Genomic DNA, 16168 nt, shown 5'->3' with positions numbered 1-16168 from the left:
TCTCTCTTGGCTGGTTTGGCTTTGTTTGGCGCGACGGTAAAATGCATCCGCTGCCTTTTGTTCTAAGCGGCTTTGTAGCGCGGAGCCAGAGCTTCCTTCATACGCTCCACTCTCAAACCACAGCCGCCTCAAAACGAAGCTTCATAAAACTGACATTCAACGGTTACACAACTGTCACATAGGAGTCCTAGAAAGCGGCTGATTACCGATAAACTGACGCAAACGAAGTTATTTCATGATCACCAAGCCCTTTTCCACGTCCGCCGATCAGGCCCTGACTATCCGTTCATTGTCCATGAGCTATGGCGAGGCCCCTGTTCTAGACGGGATCAATGTCAATCTGGCTGCTGGTGAAGTGCTTGGTCTGCTTGGCCCGTCCGGTTGTGGCAAGACCACGCTGTTGCGATTGATTTCCGGTTTACTGCTTCCCAATGAAGGACAAATCGAAATAGCCGGTAACTTGGTGGCAGACCGGAGCAAAGGCATTGCTCTGCCGCCAGAACAACGCGGTCTTGGCATGGTGTTTCAGGATTACGCGCTCTGGCCCCATCTCTCGGTCGCCAAAAATGTTGCCTTCCCGCTAGAAATGCAAAAACGGCCCGCAGCCGACTGCAAGCGCCGCGTCGGGGAGGCACTAGAGCGGGTCGGCCTTGGTGCAATGGCACAACGTCGCCCTTCAGATCTGTCCGGCGGCCAACAACAGCGCGTCGCCATTGCTCGCGCCATTGTGGCCGAGCCGCCATTGGTGCTGTTTGACGAGCCCCTGTCCAATCTGGATCGCGAATTGCGCGAAAGCATGATTGATGAATTGGGCGATCTTGTCGCAGATCTCAATCTCAGCGCTGTTTATGTCACCCATGATCATGGCGAAGCGCTAACCCTGTCCGATCAGGTCGCCGTGATGCAGGGTGGACGCATTGAACAACTCGCCTCCCCCGATGAGCTGATCCATACTCCGGCCACCGCTGCGGTTGCTGATTTCCTGCGTCTGGGTTGCCTGCTTCCTGCGCACAGGGCGCCCTCGGGTTGGTGCATCCAAGACACACAAATTGCCTTGTCGGGCAATGATGTCAGCAGCGGCATTGAAGCCGGTCTCGCGCAAGTGCTGTTGCCCGAACACGCCCTGCGTCTTGATGGCTCCGGAACTGAAAAACTCAAAGCCGACGTTGTGCGGGTTCAAACCCGCAGCACCGGTCGTGCCCTGACTCTCAAGGTCTGTGGCACGGATCATCTGATCCGCCTCCTCAGCCCTGAACGAGCAAACCCCGGCGATAGGCTGGAGTTGTCCTTTTCCCCTCACGATCTGCGCTGGTTCCCGGTCGCAGCATGAACCACCCAATGGAGACTTACATGCGTTCCACCACACTCGCCATCGTCATGGGCCTTCTGGCTTCTACCGCGGCTCATGCAGATGTTACCGTCTATTCTGCAGGCCCCGGCGCCCTGATCAAAAACCTTGCCAAAGGCTTCACCGCCAAGACCGGCATCAAAGCCAACATTTTCCAAGCCACCACTGGTAAGGTTATGGCACGGCTTGAAGCCGAAGCGGCCAATCCTGTCGCCGACGTTGTCGTCTCTGCCGCTTGGGGCACAGCGACAGATTTTGCCGCAAAAGGCCTGTTGCTTTCCTATGAAAGCCCCAATGCCAAAACCGTTCCCGATTTCCTCAAAATGGATGGTGCGGTCGCTCAAGGCGTTGCAGGCATCTGTATTGCATGGAATTCCAAGTCCGGCACACCAAAACCAAGCGATTGGTCTGATCTGGCCAAGCCTGCCTATAAAGATCTGGTCACTCTGCCCGATCCAGCAGCCTCTGGCGGCACCTTCACACTGGTTGAAGCTTTCGCAGCCAACGGCATGAATGACGTTCTGCAGGGCCTCAAAGACAATGGAGCTATCGTAGCTGGCGCCAACAAAGCAGCCCTGAACCCTGTATTGCAAGGCGCAAAAGCCACGGTTTTCGCTGCGGTTGATTACATCACCATGGGTGCAGCCGCTAAGGGTGAGAGCGTTGAAGTGATCTTCCCCAAAAGCGGCACCGTTGTCGCGCCTCGTCCAATTATGATCCTGAAATCGTCCCAGAATCAGGACGATGCCAAGAAATTCATCGACTATGTATTGTCAGATGAAGGCCAAAACGAAGTCGCCAAGGTGCATCTGATGCCATCACGCACAGACATCAAAGTCGATCGCCCGTTGATCGGCGATCTGAAATTGCTGTCCAATGATGGCGCTCCAGCTCGCGCAGATGTTCTGGCTGGCTTTAAGAAGATCTTCAACTGATGAACAAGGCAGCAACGGCGACCGGCGCAGAAGGAAGCGCCATTTTAAAATGGACCGCGACTGTCGGGTTGCTGATTGTCGTTGCCATCCCTTGTCTTTTCATCGTTATTCAGGCGATTTTTCCCAATATCGGGAGCGGCTCCTTTGCCGCTCCTTTCTCTCTGTTTATCAAAACCCTTGCCGACCCAAGTCTGCTCGGTTTGGCTGGCAACACCCTAACGCTCGGGGTGGGCACCGTTGTTTGCGCAGCTATTGTGGCGCTGCCTCTGGCGGCTCTGAGAGCTCTGTTCCGCGTGCCCGGTGCATTGATTTGGGATGCGTTGCTGCTCATTCCCTTTATGATCCCGCCCTATATTGCGGCGCTTGGTTGGATCATGACCTTACAGCCCCACGGTTATTTGGAACAATTGACGGGGGTTAATCTGGCCCAGCTGCTTTTTTCTGTACCGGGCATCATGATCATCATGGGTCTGAATACCTTTCCCGTCGTGTATTTTGTTCTTTCACGCACCTTTGAAACCGTGGGCGCCCGCTACGCCGACGTAGGTCGGGTGTTTGGTGCCGGACAGTGGCGTTCATTCGCACGTATTACCTTCCCGTTGGCCATGCCCGGACTTGCCGCCAGTCTGTTGCTGGTCTTTGCGATGTCCATCGAGGAATATGGCACTCCTGCTGCCCTTGGTCGCCGTATCGGCTTTGAAGTGTTGGTAACGGGTATAGAAAATCGCATATCCGAATGGCCGATTGACCTGCCCGGTTCTGCCACTTTGTCGCTTGTGCTGGTGTTGATGGCGCTGGTTGCTTTCATGTTGCAACGCTGGCTGCTGACGCGTCGTGACTATCGCATCATTGGCGGCAAACCGCAGGCGTCAGACAAGCGAGAATTGGGTATCTGGGCACTGCCAGCGACCCTGCTGTTCGGTTTTGTGGCTTTTCTGGCAACAGGCCTGCCGATCTTGGCCATTCTGGCCACCGCCCTGTCGCGGACCATTTCAGGTGGACTAACCCTTTCCAATATGGGCACAGACAATTTCGCTGAATTGCTCAACACGGGCAGCGATGGACTGGTGGCCATGGGAAACTCCCTCGCTCTTGGCATCACCACGGCGCTCTTGGCCGGACTGATGGGAACCATCACCGCCTATGCCGTGGTCAAAGGACGAGGGCGCTTTCGCATTATACTCGACGCCCTTTCGATCACCCCCAACGCTCTGCCCGGGGTCGTCGTGGCCGTCGGCATTATATTGGCTTGGAACCAGCCATGGTTGCCCATCACGCCCTACAACACCCCTTTCATTCTATTGCTGGCTTATTGTTGCATTTTGCTGCCGCAGCCGGTGCGTTATGCGACCGCTTCCCTGCACCAGTTGGGTGATAATCTGGAGGCCGCTGCGCGGGTGTCCGGGTCCGGGCCGCTCATGGCCTTCCGCCGGATTGTTTTGCCACTCATTTTGCCCAGCATGATCACAGCCATGATCCTGGTTTTTGCCGTCGCTTCCCGTGAGTTGGTGGCATCGCTTTTGGTGGCTCCGATCGGCTTTCAAACCATCGCAGTGTTTATCTGGCAGCAATTCGATCAGGGTTCCATGGGGCTTGGTATGGCCATGGCCTTCTGCGCTGTGTTAATGACAACACTGATCCCTCTTGCCCTCATATCGATATTACGCTGGGCGACCAAAGGCACAGTATCAGGATTGCATTAAAGTGCACTCTATCAGCATTATAGTCGGAACCAAGATGAACAAAGAAATCAATAACCGCCTCGAATTTGCAAAAGACACTGCCCGAAAAGCCGGAGCACTCGGCATGACTTATTTTGCCGATATTGGCAATCTCAATGTTGAACAAAAAGGCGCGCAGGATTTGGTCTCGAACGCCGACAAAGACGTCGAGCTTTTTGTGCGCGCTGCCATCGCCGAACGGTTTCCCAAAGATGGGATTGTGGGTGAGGAACATGCAAATGTCGACGGCACATCCGGCTATACGTGGGTTATCGACCCGATTGATGGCACGGCCAATTTCCTGACAAGCATTCCAGCATGGTGTGTCATTATCGCCTGTGTGCATGATGACAAAACCAAAATCGCAGCCATTTTCGATCCCTGCCACAACGAGATGTTTTCAGGCTCTCTTGATGGCGGGGCCTATTTAAACGACAAGCCGATGAAAGTTGCCGAGACCACCGGCCTGGACGCTGGCAACCTTGGAGTGGGCATAAATGGCCGCACGGATAAGACCAAAGTGGTTCGCTTTATTGACGATCTGGCCAGCCGTGGCGGTATTTTTTTCCGCAACTCATCTGGTGGATTGATGCTGTCTTATGTCGCCGCAGGCCGATTGATCGGATACGCTGAACCACACATGAACGCTTGGGATTGTTTGGCTGCACAATTGTTGATCTTGGAGGCAGGCGGCCGTATCGAGAAACAGAGTGCCAACGATATGTTGGAGCATGGTGGAAGAGTCATCACCTCCACGCCGATCATCTTTGATGAAATCGTCGCGATGGCTGATGCCGCTGATTTTTAATCAGCAACTGTATCGACGGGTTTTTCCCGGAACAGGCAATGAAATCCGCCGCAGGGGCGGCCCAAACAGCGGATTTCATCAAACGGAATTGCCCTTGTGGGACATCCTGTTAAAGCCGCCTGAATTAGGCGGTTCCTCTGACTGGGCGGTTGTTTGAGATGTTGAACTTCATCCCATCCAAAAGTTCTTCCAAGTCAGGCCGTGCTGCCGGACCATTGGAAATATCCACCAGCATCAGGGTACCATCAGGGCGAATGGCAAAGGCGCCAGGTTCAGAAAACAGGCCCGATGCTTCCGACTCTGACAGCGGTTCGGTAATATACAGGCCAAGAGAGCGCATTTGCGCTTCCGTCAAACCGTAACAAAGATCAAATTCCCATCCGAATTCTTTCTTATCTGCCAAGGCCTTTTCTTTGGAATCGGCGGAAACGACGACCACATCGAGAAGCTCGGCCCAAGACGGTAGAGCCTGGTTCAGCTTGCTCAGAAACCGTTTGCAACGAGGGCAATGCTGACCACGATATACAAACAACATGGTCCAGCGATCCTTGGGTTGACCGATTGCAATCGATCCTTCCCCATCTGCCACAGAAAAGCTGAGTTTGTCGACGGGTTCTCCGACGCGAGGCTTATTTGCTATCATTTGGTATCCTTACATTTTTCAAAGATCGTATTCCGAGCTTACTATAGTGTGTCTTTCCTAGTGTAGCATTGGAATCGAGAACCACCCAACACATCATATTGGCACCCAATGTTCTGCCCCACTTATAGCAGCATTTCACGTTGCTAGCTTCACGTTTGAGTGATTGCTCAAATTACTCATTGAGTGATCACTCAAATCAACTATATATGCATCACAACAGATTGCAATACAGCCCCACAGTTTTTGGAGAGACACTATGACTGACTTTATCAAACACACCATTGAAACGGCCCCCGATGCAGCCAAGCCACAACTCGAAGCATCCTTCAAAGCCAACGGTCGTATCCCCGGCCTGCATGCCATCATGGCCGACTCCCCTAGCCTGTTGTCAGCCTATAATTTCAGCCACCAACAATTCATGGCGTCCAGCCTGTCCGACGAAGAAAAAACCGTCGTTTGGCAAACAGTGAATGTGGAACAGAACTGCGAATATTGCGTTCCCGCCCACACTGGCATCGCAAAAATGATGAACATCGATGATGCCATCACCACCGCCCTGCGTGATGAAACGCCACTGCCAACCGCCAAACTGGAAGCCCTGCGCGATTTCACCCTGCAGGTCGTTCGCAATCGCGGGTTCGTTGATGAAGCCGACACACAAGCCTTCCTGGCTGCCGGTTTCACCACGACCAGCATCCTCGACGTTATCTTGGGTGCCTCCCAAAAACTGATGTCCAATTATACAAACCACTTTGCCCACACACAGGTGGATCAGGTTTTCCAAAAATTCGCATGGAAAAAGGGCACAAAATAAGTCAAATATTTGGGGTGGAGCTATCTCCGCCCCAAATATTTGGAGTACTCGTTACGCAGCAATCACGTATTCATCTGATGGAAAGAACAAGCCATGACAACACCACTCCGCATCGACATAGTGTCTGACGTGATGTGCCCTTGGTGCATCATCGGCTATCGCCAACTGACCCATGCACTGGACGCCACAGGCACCGCGCATGACATTCACTGGCATCCTTTTGAACTGAATCCCGACATGCCGCACGAGGGACAGAACCTGCGTGAGCATGTCGCGGAAAAATATGGTGCAACTCCTGAGCAATCCGCCCAGAGCCGCAAGCATATGACCGAGCTCGGCACGGAGCTGGGAATTGATTTTCGCTATACCGATGAGATGCGCATGCACAATACCTTCAACGCGCATCAGCTTCTACATTGGGCCGACCAACAGGACCGCAAAAACGACCTGAAAATGGCGCTATTTACCGCGCATTTCACAGACCAGCGCGATCTGTCTGACACAGCTGTTCTGGCCTCTGTCGCAGGGGAAATTGGCCTTGATACAGCCGAGGCACAGGCGGTGCTGGACGATCAACGCTTCGCGTCTGACGTCCGGCAGCAACAAAGTTTTTGGGTTCAACAGGGTATTAGTGGCGTGCCTGCGATGATATTCAATCGCCAACACCTAGTCACAGGCGCTCAAGGCGTCGACAATTATACCAACATCCTGACCCAGCTGAGCAAAGAGGCCAACTGACCATGTCCCGTTCCGCGCCTTATGACCGAGAGACAGCTTTGGACGCCGCAATGGCGCTGTTTTGGGAAAAAGGCTTTCACGCGACCTCAATCAAGGATCTCGAGGCCGCACTGGTTATGAAACCGGGCAGTATCTATGCGGCATTCACCAGCAAAGAAACACTCTATTTGCTGGCTCTGGAGCGCTATTTCGCAAAATCCCGCTCGGGGTTTCGCGCGCAATTGGCCCGGGCATCATCACCGCTGAATGCCATGGCAGAGCATTTTCGTGCCTATGCACGGCTGGCACCCGATGATGTGTCACGGCGGGCCTGCATGTTGACCAAAACTCTGGTGGATACACGCACCACAGATCCTGCGATTGCTGCGGTGACCCGCGATTACCTGTCTGCAATGCAAAGTGAGTTTTCCGCCGCCTTTACAGCCGCGCAAAAGGCGGGTGAGCTGGCAGACAACGCAGACCCCGACCGCTTGGCCCGCCGTTTTCAGGCCAATGTAACCGCGCTGCGCTTGGCTTTGCATCAGGGCATGCAGGCCAACGACTTCGCCCAGTTGGCCGAAGACATGGCTATGGAAATTAAGGATTTACGCAAAAAGCCTTGCGCATAACCCATAGCAAATGGGTAGGTCACCTTGGCTCATGTGCTGGATGCGATGCTGGTTTGGCGAGAGTTATGAGCTTATGAAGCAGGCAAGCCGCACCCCAAACGATCGGTCACTTTGGCTCCCGAATCTTGGGCTCAAGGATCTTGGCTTTTTGTTCCAAACGATCATCAATGGTGAATTCACCCAGCATTTCGAGGCTTTTCAGCATTTGTGCACGCTGAACCTCGGTCAGAGCAAAAAAGTGCCGTTCGAACACATCGCCAAGCGGTGACGGGGCTTTGGATAGCTCGACCGTTCCTTTTTCAGTCAACCGCGAAATAACAATCCTGCGATTGGTATCGGGGCGCGTCCGTTCGATCAGCCCTTTGGCGGTTAATTTATCCAAAATACCCAATACCGTTGGCGGTGATAAATCGACTTCTTTAGAGATGGCGCTGCCTGTCGGCTCACCCAAATCTCTCACACATCTCAAGACGATAAGCTGTGGTAATGTCAAACCGCTCTGCTTGTTTAGAAACCGCGAGTGGATATCCAACGCGCGGGATATTTTACGGATAGCCTTCAATACGGCCCTGATTTCCTGATTTGGCGTCATTCTTTTGCCTCAACTGTTGAATAATAATCATTATTGTACTAATGCTTCCTAGTCAAATTATTATAAGGAGAATGTTCTTAGATATGTGTGGTATCTGCGGTGAAGTGACTTTTAATGGGACGCCGGTGTCGGCCGAAAAGATAAACGCAATGACAGAGCGCCTCTCCTCAAGAGGCCCTGATGCATCAGGAACCTTCATTAAAGGCAACGTCGGAATGGGACACCGGCGCTTGAAGATTATCGATCTTTCCGATGCCTCGGCACAGCCATTCATTGACAAATCAACAGGGTTGACGATCGTATTCAATGGCTGCATCTATAATTATCCCGAGCTTCGGCAAGAGCTGACCGGACTGGGGCATAAATTTGCCTCGAATGGCGACACGGAAGTCATTTTGAAAGCCTGGGCAGAATGGGGCCAAGATGCGCTGCCACGCCTGCAAGGCATGTTTGCTTTTGTAATCCATGAAGAGAACAGCGGCCGCATCATCATGGTGCGGGATCGCTTTGGCATCAAACCCCTTTACCTGAACGAAAGCCACAATCACATCCGGTTTGCCTCTACGCTCCAGGCTATTCTGGCAGGGGGAGATGTTGACCGGTCCATTGATCGTGCAGCCTTGCATCATTTCATGTCTTGGCATGCTGTTGTGCCTGCTCCGCGGACCATCCTCAAGGGTGTTCGCAAGTTGCCAGCGGCGACCGTCCGCATTATCGAAGCCGACGGAACCTCCACCGAACGGCAATATTGGACACCTTCCTTTGAAAGTTCCTCCGCTGACCAAGGGCGTTCAGAGAGTGAATGGTGTGATCTTTTGCTCGACAAACTCCGCGAGGCCGTCAAGCGCCGCATGGTTTGCGACGTGCCTGTAGGCGTGTTGTTATCGGGTGGCGTCGACAGCTCTTTGATTGTCGGGCTTTTGGCCGAACAGGGGCAGTCAGGATTGGCAACCTATTCCATCGGGTTTGAAGATGCCAATGATGAAAAAGGCAATGAGTTCGAATATTCCGACCTGATCGCACAGCATTACGGCACCAATCATCATAAAATCCACATCCCTTCCGATGAGATGATGGAGAATCTGCCGTCAGCGATTGCTGCGATGTCGGAACCAATGGTCTCCTATGACAATATTGGCTTTTATTTGCTGTCGCGCGAAGTGTCCAAAAGCATCAAGGTGGTGCAATCAGGACAGGGGGCTGATGAGGTCTTTGGTGGCTATCACTGGTATCCGCCCTTGCAAGGCTCTCCGAGCCCGCTGGAAACCTATGTTGCGTCCTTCTTTGATCGCTCACACAAAGCGATTTCGCACCAGCTTAATCCTGACTACCACGCAGACCGCAACGAAAGCCTTGCCTTCGTCGCAGAACATTTTGGACGTCCCGGTGCTGAAGATGCGGTGGCAAAGGCTTTGCGACTGGACACCAATGTCATGCTGGTCGACGACCCGGTCAAGCGCGTAGACAATATGACCATGGCTTGGGGGCTGGAAGCGCGCGTACCGTTTTTGGATCACGAAGTGGTGGAACTGGCAGGGCGCATTCCCAGCCAGCTCAAGCTGGCCCATGGCGGTAAGGGTATTTTGAAAGAAACAGCACGCCATGTTGTCCCCGCAGCGGTGATTGATCGACCCAAGGGGTATTTTCCGGTTCCTGCGCTTAAATATATCCAAGGCCCCTATTTGCAAATGGTCAAAGATGCGCTGTCCTCGCAGGCCGCAAAAGACCGAGGTTTGTTTCAGCAAGACTATCTTGACCAGTTATTTGCAGCGCCATCGGACCATATCACTCCACTGAGAGGCTCTGAGTTGTGGCAAGTCGCTCTCCTCGAATTGTGGCTTCAGACATTGGAGGCGTAGACCTATGAGTTCTGAGCGAGACAAACCAAAGCCGACCGCCAATCATCGATTGAAGCGCATTCGCCAAGAAGGCATGAGCTCCCTTCATTCTTCGCATGCCCTCACCCGCTCCAACGTCACGCTGGATTGTGGGTGGGGGCGCTTGATCTTTGGCAATACCTTTGAAAATCCCGAAGATCTTGTCGAAGCAATGCGCAATGAGCACCCGACCCAACGCGATATCGCATTTTATGTCCGCGATCCGCACATCGTTCTTGCCCATGCCCCACAGGAGTATTTTCTTGACCCGTCTCACACCTATCGACTGGATTTTACTGTTTACCGCCCTGCCCGTCGCAGGCGGACGACCTTCCATATTCGCCGCCTATCTACGCGATCCGATGCTGAAGCAATCAATATAATTCACGCAGAGCGTGGCATGGTGCCGGTTCCTCCAGATTTTTTCTGGTCTCATCGCGACGCCGGAATGGTGACAATGCTGGTGGCCGAAGACGCCAAGACAGGGGATATTCTCGGATCGGTGATGGGTGTTGACCATAAAAAAGCCTTTGATGATCCTGAACAGGGCTCTTCGCTTTGGTGCCTTGCGGTAAGCCCGTCTGCGCCTCATGCCGGCGTGGGGGAATCTCTGCTGCGCCGGTTGGCGGAACAGTTTCAGGCACGTGGTGCCGCCTATATGGATCTGTCAGTCCTGCATGACAATGAGCAAGCCATTGCCTTGTATGAAAAACTGGGGTTCCGCAGGGTCAACGTCTTTGCGGTTAAGCGCAAAAACCAAATAAACGAAAAACTATTTGTCGGAGATCAGGCCGAAACAGGGTTGAACCCCTATGCCCAGATCATTGTCAATGAAGCCTTGCGGCGGGGCATACATGTTGACATTGACGATGCCAAAAACGGCTTTTTCCGTCTCAGCTTTGGTGGCCGATTGATCAGATGTCGTGAGTCTCTCACCGATTTGACCAGTGCAGTGGCTTTGTCTATTTGCGATGACAAACGCATGACACGCAAAGTTGTTGAACTGGCAGGGGTGCGCGTGCCAGATCAGATTACCGATACCAGCCCCGAGGCAATCTCGGCATTTTTGCAAGAACATGGGTCTGTGGTTGTCAAACCAGCACGGGGTGAGCAAGGCAAGGGCATTGCCGTCGGTGTGTCGGATTTGGAGACCTTGCATATAGCCATAGAACGCGCCCGGCAAGTCAGCGAAGATGTCCTGCTCGAGGAATATTACCCCGGCCATGATTTGCGTCTGGTCGTCATCAATGGGGAGGTCGTTGCTGCTGCACTAAGGCTTCCCGCCAAGGTGATCGGCGATGGTGCGGCAACGATCCGGCAGTTGATTGAAAAACAAAGCCGCCGGCGGTCTTCTGCCACCAGTGGGGAGAGTACCATCCCGCTTGACGAAGAAACCGAACGCTGCATTGCTCAAGCTGGCTACGCTATGGATGATTGCCTTGCATCCGGGGTTGAATTGGCCGTGCGCAAGACTGCCAACCTGCATACGGGTGGCACGATTGTCGATGTCACAGCGCAAGTCCATCGCAGACTGATTGAGGCCGCCATCCGTGCAGCATCGGCGATCGATATTCCAGTCACCGGAATCGATCTGATGGTCAAAGACCCTACCGAGCCTGATTATGTGTTCATTGAAGCCAATGAACGCCCCGGCCTTGCCAACCATGAACCGCAACCGACGGCAGAGCGGTTTATCGATTTATTGTTCCCGCGCTCTATGACCATGCCAGAGCGCCAACTTCAACAAAAAGCATACCGCAATGACTGAAACACCACCTTTGACCATAGATGTCGATTATTTGCAGGACCAACTGAAAGCACTGCTGGAAATCGCCAGTCCCACCGGCTTTACCGACAATGTCGTGCGTTATGTCTGCCAACAACTGGATGCTCTTGATATCCCGTTTGAACTAACCCGACGCGGTGCTATTCGAGCCAGATTTGCCGGCCGAGAGAGAGCCGGTGCGCGCGCCTTTGTTTCTCACGTCGATACGCTGGGCGCACAGGTTAAACAGCTCAAACCCAATGGCCGGCTTGGTCTGGTGCCGATTGGCACCTGGTCTGCCCGTTTTGCCGAAGGCGCACGTGCAACCATCCTTGCGCGCAATGGCGCCTATCGCGGCACCATTCTTCCACCCAAAGCGTCTGGACATTCATTTGGTGATGAGGTGGATGAAGCCCCGATTGGCTGGGACCATGTTGAGCTTCGGGTTGATGCCTTTGCTCATGATGAAGCCCTTTTGCGCCGCCTTGGCATCGAGATTGGCGATATTGTCGCCATCGACCCGCAGCCTGAGTTTCTCGACAACGGTTTTATCGTGTCGCGGCATTTAGATAACAAAGCCGGCGTGGCGGTGATGCTTGCCGCCTTGAAAGCGCTGGTTGAGCGGGGCAAAGAGCCTCCGGTTGATCTGTTTTGGCTTTTCACTATTGCCGAAGAAGTGGGGCAAGGCGCTGCTGCGGTGCTGTTGCCCGACATTGCATCCATGGTTGCGGTGGACAATGGCACCTCTGCGCCAGGACAAAATTCATCCGAATTTGGCGTGACTATTTGCATGGGGGACCAAACAGGTCCGTTTGATTATCACCTCACCAACAAGATGGTCGATCTATGCGGGCTTCACGATATCAAATTTCAGAAAGATGTATTCCGGTTCTATCGATCAGATAGCGCGTCGGCCATTGAAGCCGGAGCCGATGTGCGCACAGCCCTGATCACCTTTGGTGTCGACGCAAGCCATGGCTATGAACGCATTCATTTGCATGCGCTGCGCTCTCTTTCAGAATTGCTGACGGTGTATGGTCTGAGCGATGTTGACATTGAGCGTGACAAAAAAATCATGGCCGGTCTGCGCGGCTTTACCTCACAACCCGAAGATTTGGCCCAACAGGAACTTCTCACCGTTCCTGTTGAAGACCCGATCATTGGGGACGCCGGTAAATAGACCCCGCCGGTACAGACATTGAAGGGAGCCGTGTCGCTCCCTTCAAATCCGATCCATGCAATGCGCGCAAATCTCTAAAGAAAATCAAAAGCCCGCGGCTGCACCGCCATCCACCAACAAGACTTGGCCGGTGATATATTTTGCTGCGTTGGATGCCAAAAAGGCGCATGTCCAGCCAATATCCTGAGGTTCACCCAAGGCTCCCGTGGCGATGCGGCTGAGTATTTTCTGCTGTCGCGCCAGATCCCCTTGGGTTGCCTGGCGGTAAAGGTCGGTGTCAATCCACCCCGGCGCGACACCATTGATACGAATATTTTTACTGGCAAACTCAGCAGTCAAAGCACGGATCACGCCACTCAGTGCGGTTTTTGACACCGTATATGGCAGGACATTTGGCTGGCTGATAAAAGCCGTCATGGAAGAGATAAACAGCACACGTCCCCCTCCATTCACTATTTGATTTTTTATGATCTGCCGCGTCAATTCCAGCGGGCCGCGAACGTGCACGTCAAACACCCCGTCAAAGTCATCCATAGAGCTTTCATCAAAGGGTTTTTTGACCGTATTGCCAGCATTGTTGACCAGAATATCGATGGCTCCGTATTTGGCCTGTATATCGCCGATGCAGTGCGGAATTGCGCTCAGATCAGCGACATCAAGGACCACGCTAGATGCGCGTGGCCCCAGTTTTTTGCATGCCTCGTCGAGCACTGCTTTTCGGCGGCCCGCGATGATGACATTGGCTCCTGCTTGATACAAACAGGACGCAATGGCAAAACCGATACCGCTCCCACCACCAGTGATGAGAGCGGTTTGATCCTGCAGTCCGTAGATCTGTTGTAACGGGTTCATGATTAGAGCTTGACCACCAGTTTGAGGACGTCATTGCGGTTGTTCTGCCAATAGGGCAAAGCGTCAGCGGCATCATCCATCGTGAATTCTTTGGTGATCAATCTTTCTGCTTTGTCACCCAGCGCTTCAAGGCTCTGGATGACTGCGCTGAAGTCATCACGCATGGCATTGCGAGAGCCCATGATATCCAATTCTTTGAGGTTGAAGAATTTGGTTTCATAGGTCACAGGGGCCTTGGAGTAGCCAACATAAACAACACGACCGCAGAAACAGGCGATATCGATTGCTGTGACAAAGGTTATGGGTAACCCGACAGCCTCGATGACAACATTGGCACCATGATCATCGGTCAACGCACTGATCTTGGCCTGCAGATCCTCGCCACTTTGTGTCAAGAATTCGGAGGCTCCAGCAAAACGCGCGATCTCTTCTTTTTCTGGGCTGGTATCAACGGCGATCACCCGCGCGCCGCGTGCGGCTGCACCCATGATGGCACCGACCCCGATCATACCGCAACCCATCACAACCACCGTATCCGAGGCTTCGGTGCGACCACGTGCGACAGCATGAAAACCAACAGAGAGCGGTTCAACCAAGACCTGTATCTTGGGCGATAGCGATGTATTGGGGACGACACAGTCGGCACGAATGACCATTTTTTCGCGCAATGCACCATCGCGTTGGACCCCCAGCGTCTGATTGTAACGGCAAGCATTTGCACGACCGGACATGCAACTTGTGCATTTGCCACAGGCTGAATAGGGCCACAGAATGACGGATTGGCCAATCTTCAATTCATCCCCTACAGCGCTACCCTTTTCGACGATGAAACCGGAGGCCTCATGTCCGGGAATGCGCGGAAAACTGACCAATGGATTGAGGCCCAAAAAGGTATTGAGGTCACTGCCACAAAAGCCGACATAGGAAATATCGACAACCACTTCGTCGGCTCCAAGGCTCATGGCAGCAACGTCCCGAATTTCATTCTGGCCAGTGTTGACGATACAAAGGGCTTTCATCACAATTCTCCTGATAGGACTCTGAATTCATTGAAAAATACCAACACGCATGTATCGATATCTCAGACTTGAAGATATTGGATTGATGTGAAGACGCTCACCCGAAAGGCATATCAAAGCGCGGGGGAGAACGCTGAGATATATCAACTTCTTACTTAGTCACTTCCTGGTGCGGGAGGCCGCGAAACTCCGCATCAATCCAAATTTAAATCGGGTCAGGCATCAAGTGCCCGCCTGGCTGATATGTGCGTAAAACCGAAAAGTCCCGGGTGCTTTCTTCCGATTTGTTGAAAGAGCGCATAGTCTGTCACAATCGACCGTTATTCATAGGATGTTTATGAAGCATTCATCCCATGTTTGTCAATGAAATTTCAAATTCTCCGCATTTAATGCGCTGTTTTTACACATTCATAGGACCATTGACTTCTTTTGTTCAATTGATATTGTAAAATCACATTTTTTGAAGGAATAAGCGGCAAATGAGTAGCCCCAAAGTTGATTTGGCAATTTCCCTGGTCAAAAACCTCATTCAAACGGGAGACCTCCGCCCTGGCGATCGGTTGCCGAATGAAACAGAGTTTTCGGCACAATTGGGTGTTTCGCGGAACTCGCTGCGTGAAGCTGTGCGCGCCATGCAGGCAATGCAAATCCTTGAGGCCCGCCAGGGAGATGGCACCTATGTCTCCGGGTTGGACCCTTCCAAAATGATTGAAACACTGCGGTTCGCTGTTGATGTTTCCGGTCCGCAGTCTGTCATGTGGTTTTTGGAAATTCGTCGCACGCTTGAACTTTATACAATCGGCATCGCGGCGGCAAAGCGCTCCAAGAGCGACATGGAACGGCTCAAACAGTGCCACCAAAAGCTGATGAATACCGATGATCCCGATGTTTTGCTGGAAATGGACACCGAATTTCATCGGATCATTGCGGAAACCAGCCAAAATCCTATTTTGATTTCTCTCCTCAACGTCGTCTCTGGGCCAGCCCATCGCGCTCGTGTATGGCGCAATCGTCAAGTGGCGCAACAAAACAGAACCCGCAGTGAGCATGAGGCCATTCTTGCCAAGATCGAGGAGCAGGATGTGGAAGGTGCCAAATATGCAATGTGGGCGCACCTGAGTGGCGTAACAAACTGGATCAAGGAAAACCCAGATCGCCTTTCCGGTCTGGAACAGGAAATAGACTTGGAACCCCAACAAAGATAGCCTTGCTGCGGCTGACTTGGCCTGATGCTCAGACATTTTAACAAAACCCCCGCCAGTTGATAC

At 52.8% G+C, this 16168-nt stretch carries 15 protein-coding genes; 11 read left to right on the top strand and 4 right to left on the bottom strand.

Annotation, left to right across the window (positions count from 1 at the left end):
• Positions 1–235: 235 nt before the first annotated feature.
• The 4 genes from C0081_RS05305 to C0081_RS05290 are packed head-to-tail and all read left to right on the top strand — an operon-like array spanning position 236 to position 4812.
• Positions 236–1330, top strand: a complete 1095-nt coding sequence (locus C0081_RS05305; protein ID WP_101532771.1) for an ABC transporter ATP-binding protein — start codon at positions 236–238, stop codon at positions 1328–1330.
• Between the two features lie 20 nt (positions 1331–1350).
• A complete protein-coding gene (locus C0081_RS05300; RefSeq protein ID WP_245417865.1) occupies positions 1351–2283 on the top strand; it encodes an extracellular solute-binding protein in 933 nt (310 codons plus the stop codon).
• Positions 2283–3986: an ABC transporter permease gene (locus C0081_RS05295; protein WP_101532769.1), complete on the top strand. Its 1704-nt coding sequence runs from the start codon at positions 2283–2285 to the stop codon at positions 3984–3986. Before C0081_RS05300 ends, C0081_RS05295 begins: the two co-directional genes overlap by 1 nt.
• Positions 3987–4020: 34 nt before the next feature.
• Positions 4021–4812, top strand: coding sequence for an inositol monophosphatase family protein (locus C0081_RS05290; protein WP_101532768.1), 792 nt, complete (start codon positions 4021–4023; stop codon positions 4810–4812).
• A 124-nt stretch (positions 4813–4936) separates the two neighbouring features.
• Here C0081_RS05290 and C0081_RS05285 read toward each other — a convergent pair whose 3' ends face one another.
• A complete protein-coding gene (locus C0081_RS05285) occupies positions 4937–5455 on the bottom strand; it encodes a redoxin domain-containing protein (protein WP_101532767.1) in 519 nt (172 codons plus the stop codon).
• Between the two features lie 256 nt (positions 5456–5711).
• Here C0081_RS05285 and C0081_RS05280 point away from each other — a divergent pair, with 256 nt between their 5' ends.
• The 3 genes from C0081_RS05280 (at position 5712) to C0081_RS05270 (ending at position 7615) form a co-directional block, all read left to right on the top strand.
• Entirely contained in the window at positions 5712–6269 is a 558-nt protein-coding gene (locus C0081_RS05280) for a carboxymuconolactone decarboxylase family protein (protein ID WP_101532766.1), read from the top strand.
• Between the two features lie 93 nt (positions 6270–6362).
• Positions 6363–7007 carry a DsbA family oxidoreductase gene (locus C0081_RS05275; protein WP_101532765.1) on the top strand — a complete coding sequence of 215 codons (645 nt, stop codon included), beginning with the start codon at positions 6363–6365 and terminating at the stop codon, positions 7005–7007.
• Between the two features lie 2 nt (positions 7008–7009).
• Positions 7010–7615 carry a TetR/AcrR family transcriptional regulator gene (locus tag C0081_RS05270; protein ID WP_101532764.1) on the top strand — a complete coding sequence of 202 codons (606 nt, stop codon included), beginning with the start codon at positions 7010–7012 and terminating at the stop codon, positions 7613–7615.
• Positions 7616–7721: 106 nt separating this feature from the next.
• Here C0081_RS05270 and C0081_RS05265 read toward each other — a convergent pair whose 3' ends face one another.
• The gene (locus C0081_RS05265; RefSeq protein WP_101532763.1) at positions 7722–8207 is read right to left on the bottom strand and encodes a MarR family winged helix-turn-helix transcriptional regulator; all 486 of its coding nucleotides are present in this window, start codon (positions 8205–8207) and stop codon (positions 7722–7724) included.
• A gap of 83 nt (positions 8208–8290) precedes the next feature.
• On the opposite strand from C0081_RS05265, the gene C0081_RS05260 reads away from it, so the two are divergent.
• From C0081_RS05260 to C0081_RS05250, 3 genes are read left to right on the top strand one after another with little or no spacing between them, the layout of a single operon-like run.
• The gene (locus tag C0081_RS05260) at positions 8291–10066 is read left to right on the top strand and encodes an N-acetylglutaminylglutamine amidotransferase (RefSeq protein ID WP_101532762.1); all 1776 of its coding nucleotides are present in this window, start codon (positions 8291–8293) and stop codon (positions 10064–10066) included.
• 4 nt (positions 10067–10070) lie between these two features.
• Positions 10071–11852 carry an N-acetylglutaminylglutamine synthetase gene (ngg, locus tag C0081_RS05255; protein WP_101532761.1) on the top strand — a complete coding sequence of 594 codons (1782 nt, stop codon included), beginning with the start codon at positions 10071–10073 and terminating at the stop codon, positions 11850–11852.
• Positions 11845–13029, top strand: a complete 1185-nt coding sequence (locus tag C0081_RS05250; RefSeq protein ID WP_101532760.1) for an osmoprotectant NAGGN system M42 family peptidase — start codon at positions 11845–11847, stop codon at positions 13027–13029. Before ngg ends, C0081_RS05250 begins: the two co-directional genes overlap by 8 nt.
• Positions 13030–13113: 84 nt before the next feature.
• On the opposite strand, the gene C0081_RS05245 is transcribed toward C0081_RS05250, so the two are convergent.
• Together C0081_RS05245 and C0081_RS05240 are read right to left on the bottom strand one after the other, a co-directional pair.
• Positions 13114–13881, bottom strand: coding sequence for an SDR family NAD(P)-dependent oxidoreductase (locus C0081_RS05245; protein WP_210200399.1), 768 nt, complete (start codon positions 13879–13881; stop codon positions 13114–13116).
• A 2-nt stretch (positions 13882–13883) separates the two neighbouring features.
• Positions 13884–14900, bottom strand: coding sequence for a zinc-binding alcohol dehydrogenase family protein (locus tag C0081_RS05240; protein ID WP_101532758.1), 1017 nt, complete (start codon positions 14898–14900; stop codon positions 13884–13886).
• Positions 14901–15379: 479 nt separating this feature from the next.
• On the opposite strand from C0081_RS05240, the gene C0081_RS05235 reads away from it, so the two are divergent.
• Positions 15380–16105, top strand: a complete 726-nt coding sequence (locus C0081_RS05235) for a FadR/GntR family transcriptional regulator (RefSeq protein ID WP_101532757.1) — start codon at positions 15380–15382, stop codon at positions 16103–16105.
• Positions 16106–16168: the final 63 nt, after the last annotated feature.

This window comes from Cohaesibacter celericrescens (genome assembly GCF_002866925.1).
Taxonomy (GTDB): domain Bacteria; phylum Pseudomonadota; class Alphaproteobacteria; order Rhizobiales; family Cohaesibacteraceae; genus Cohaesibacter; species Cohaesibacter celericrescens.
This window is presented reverse-complemented; position numbering and strand designations above follow the sequence as displayed.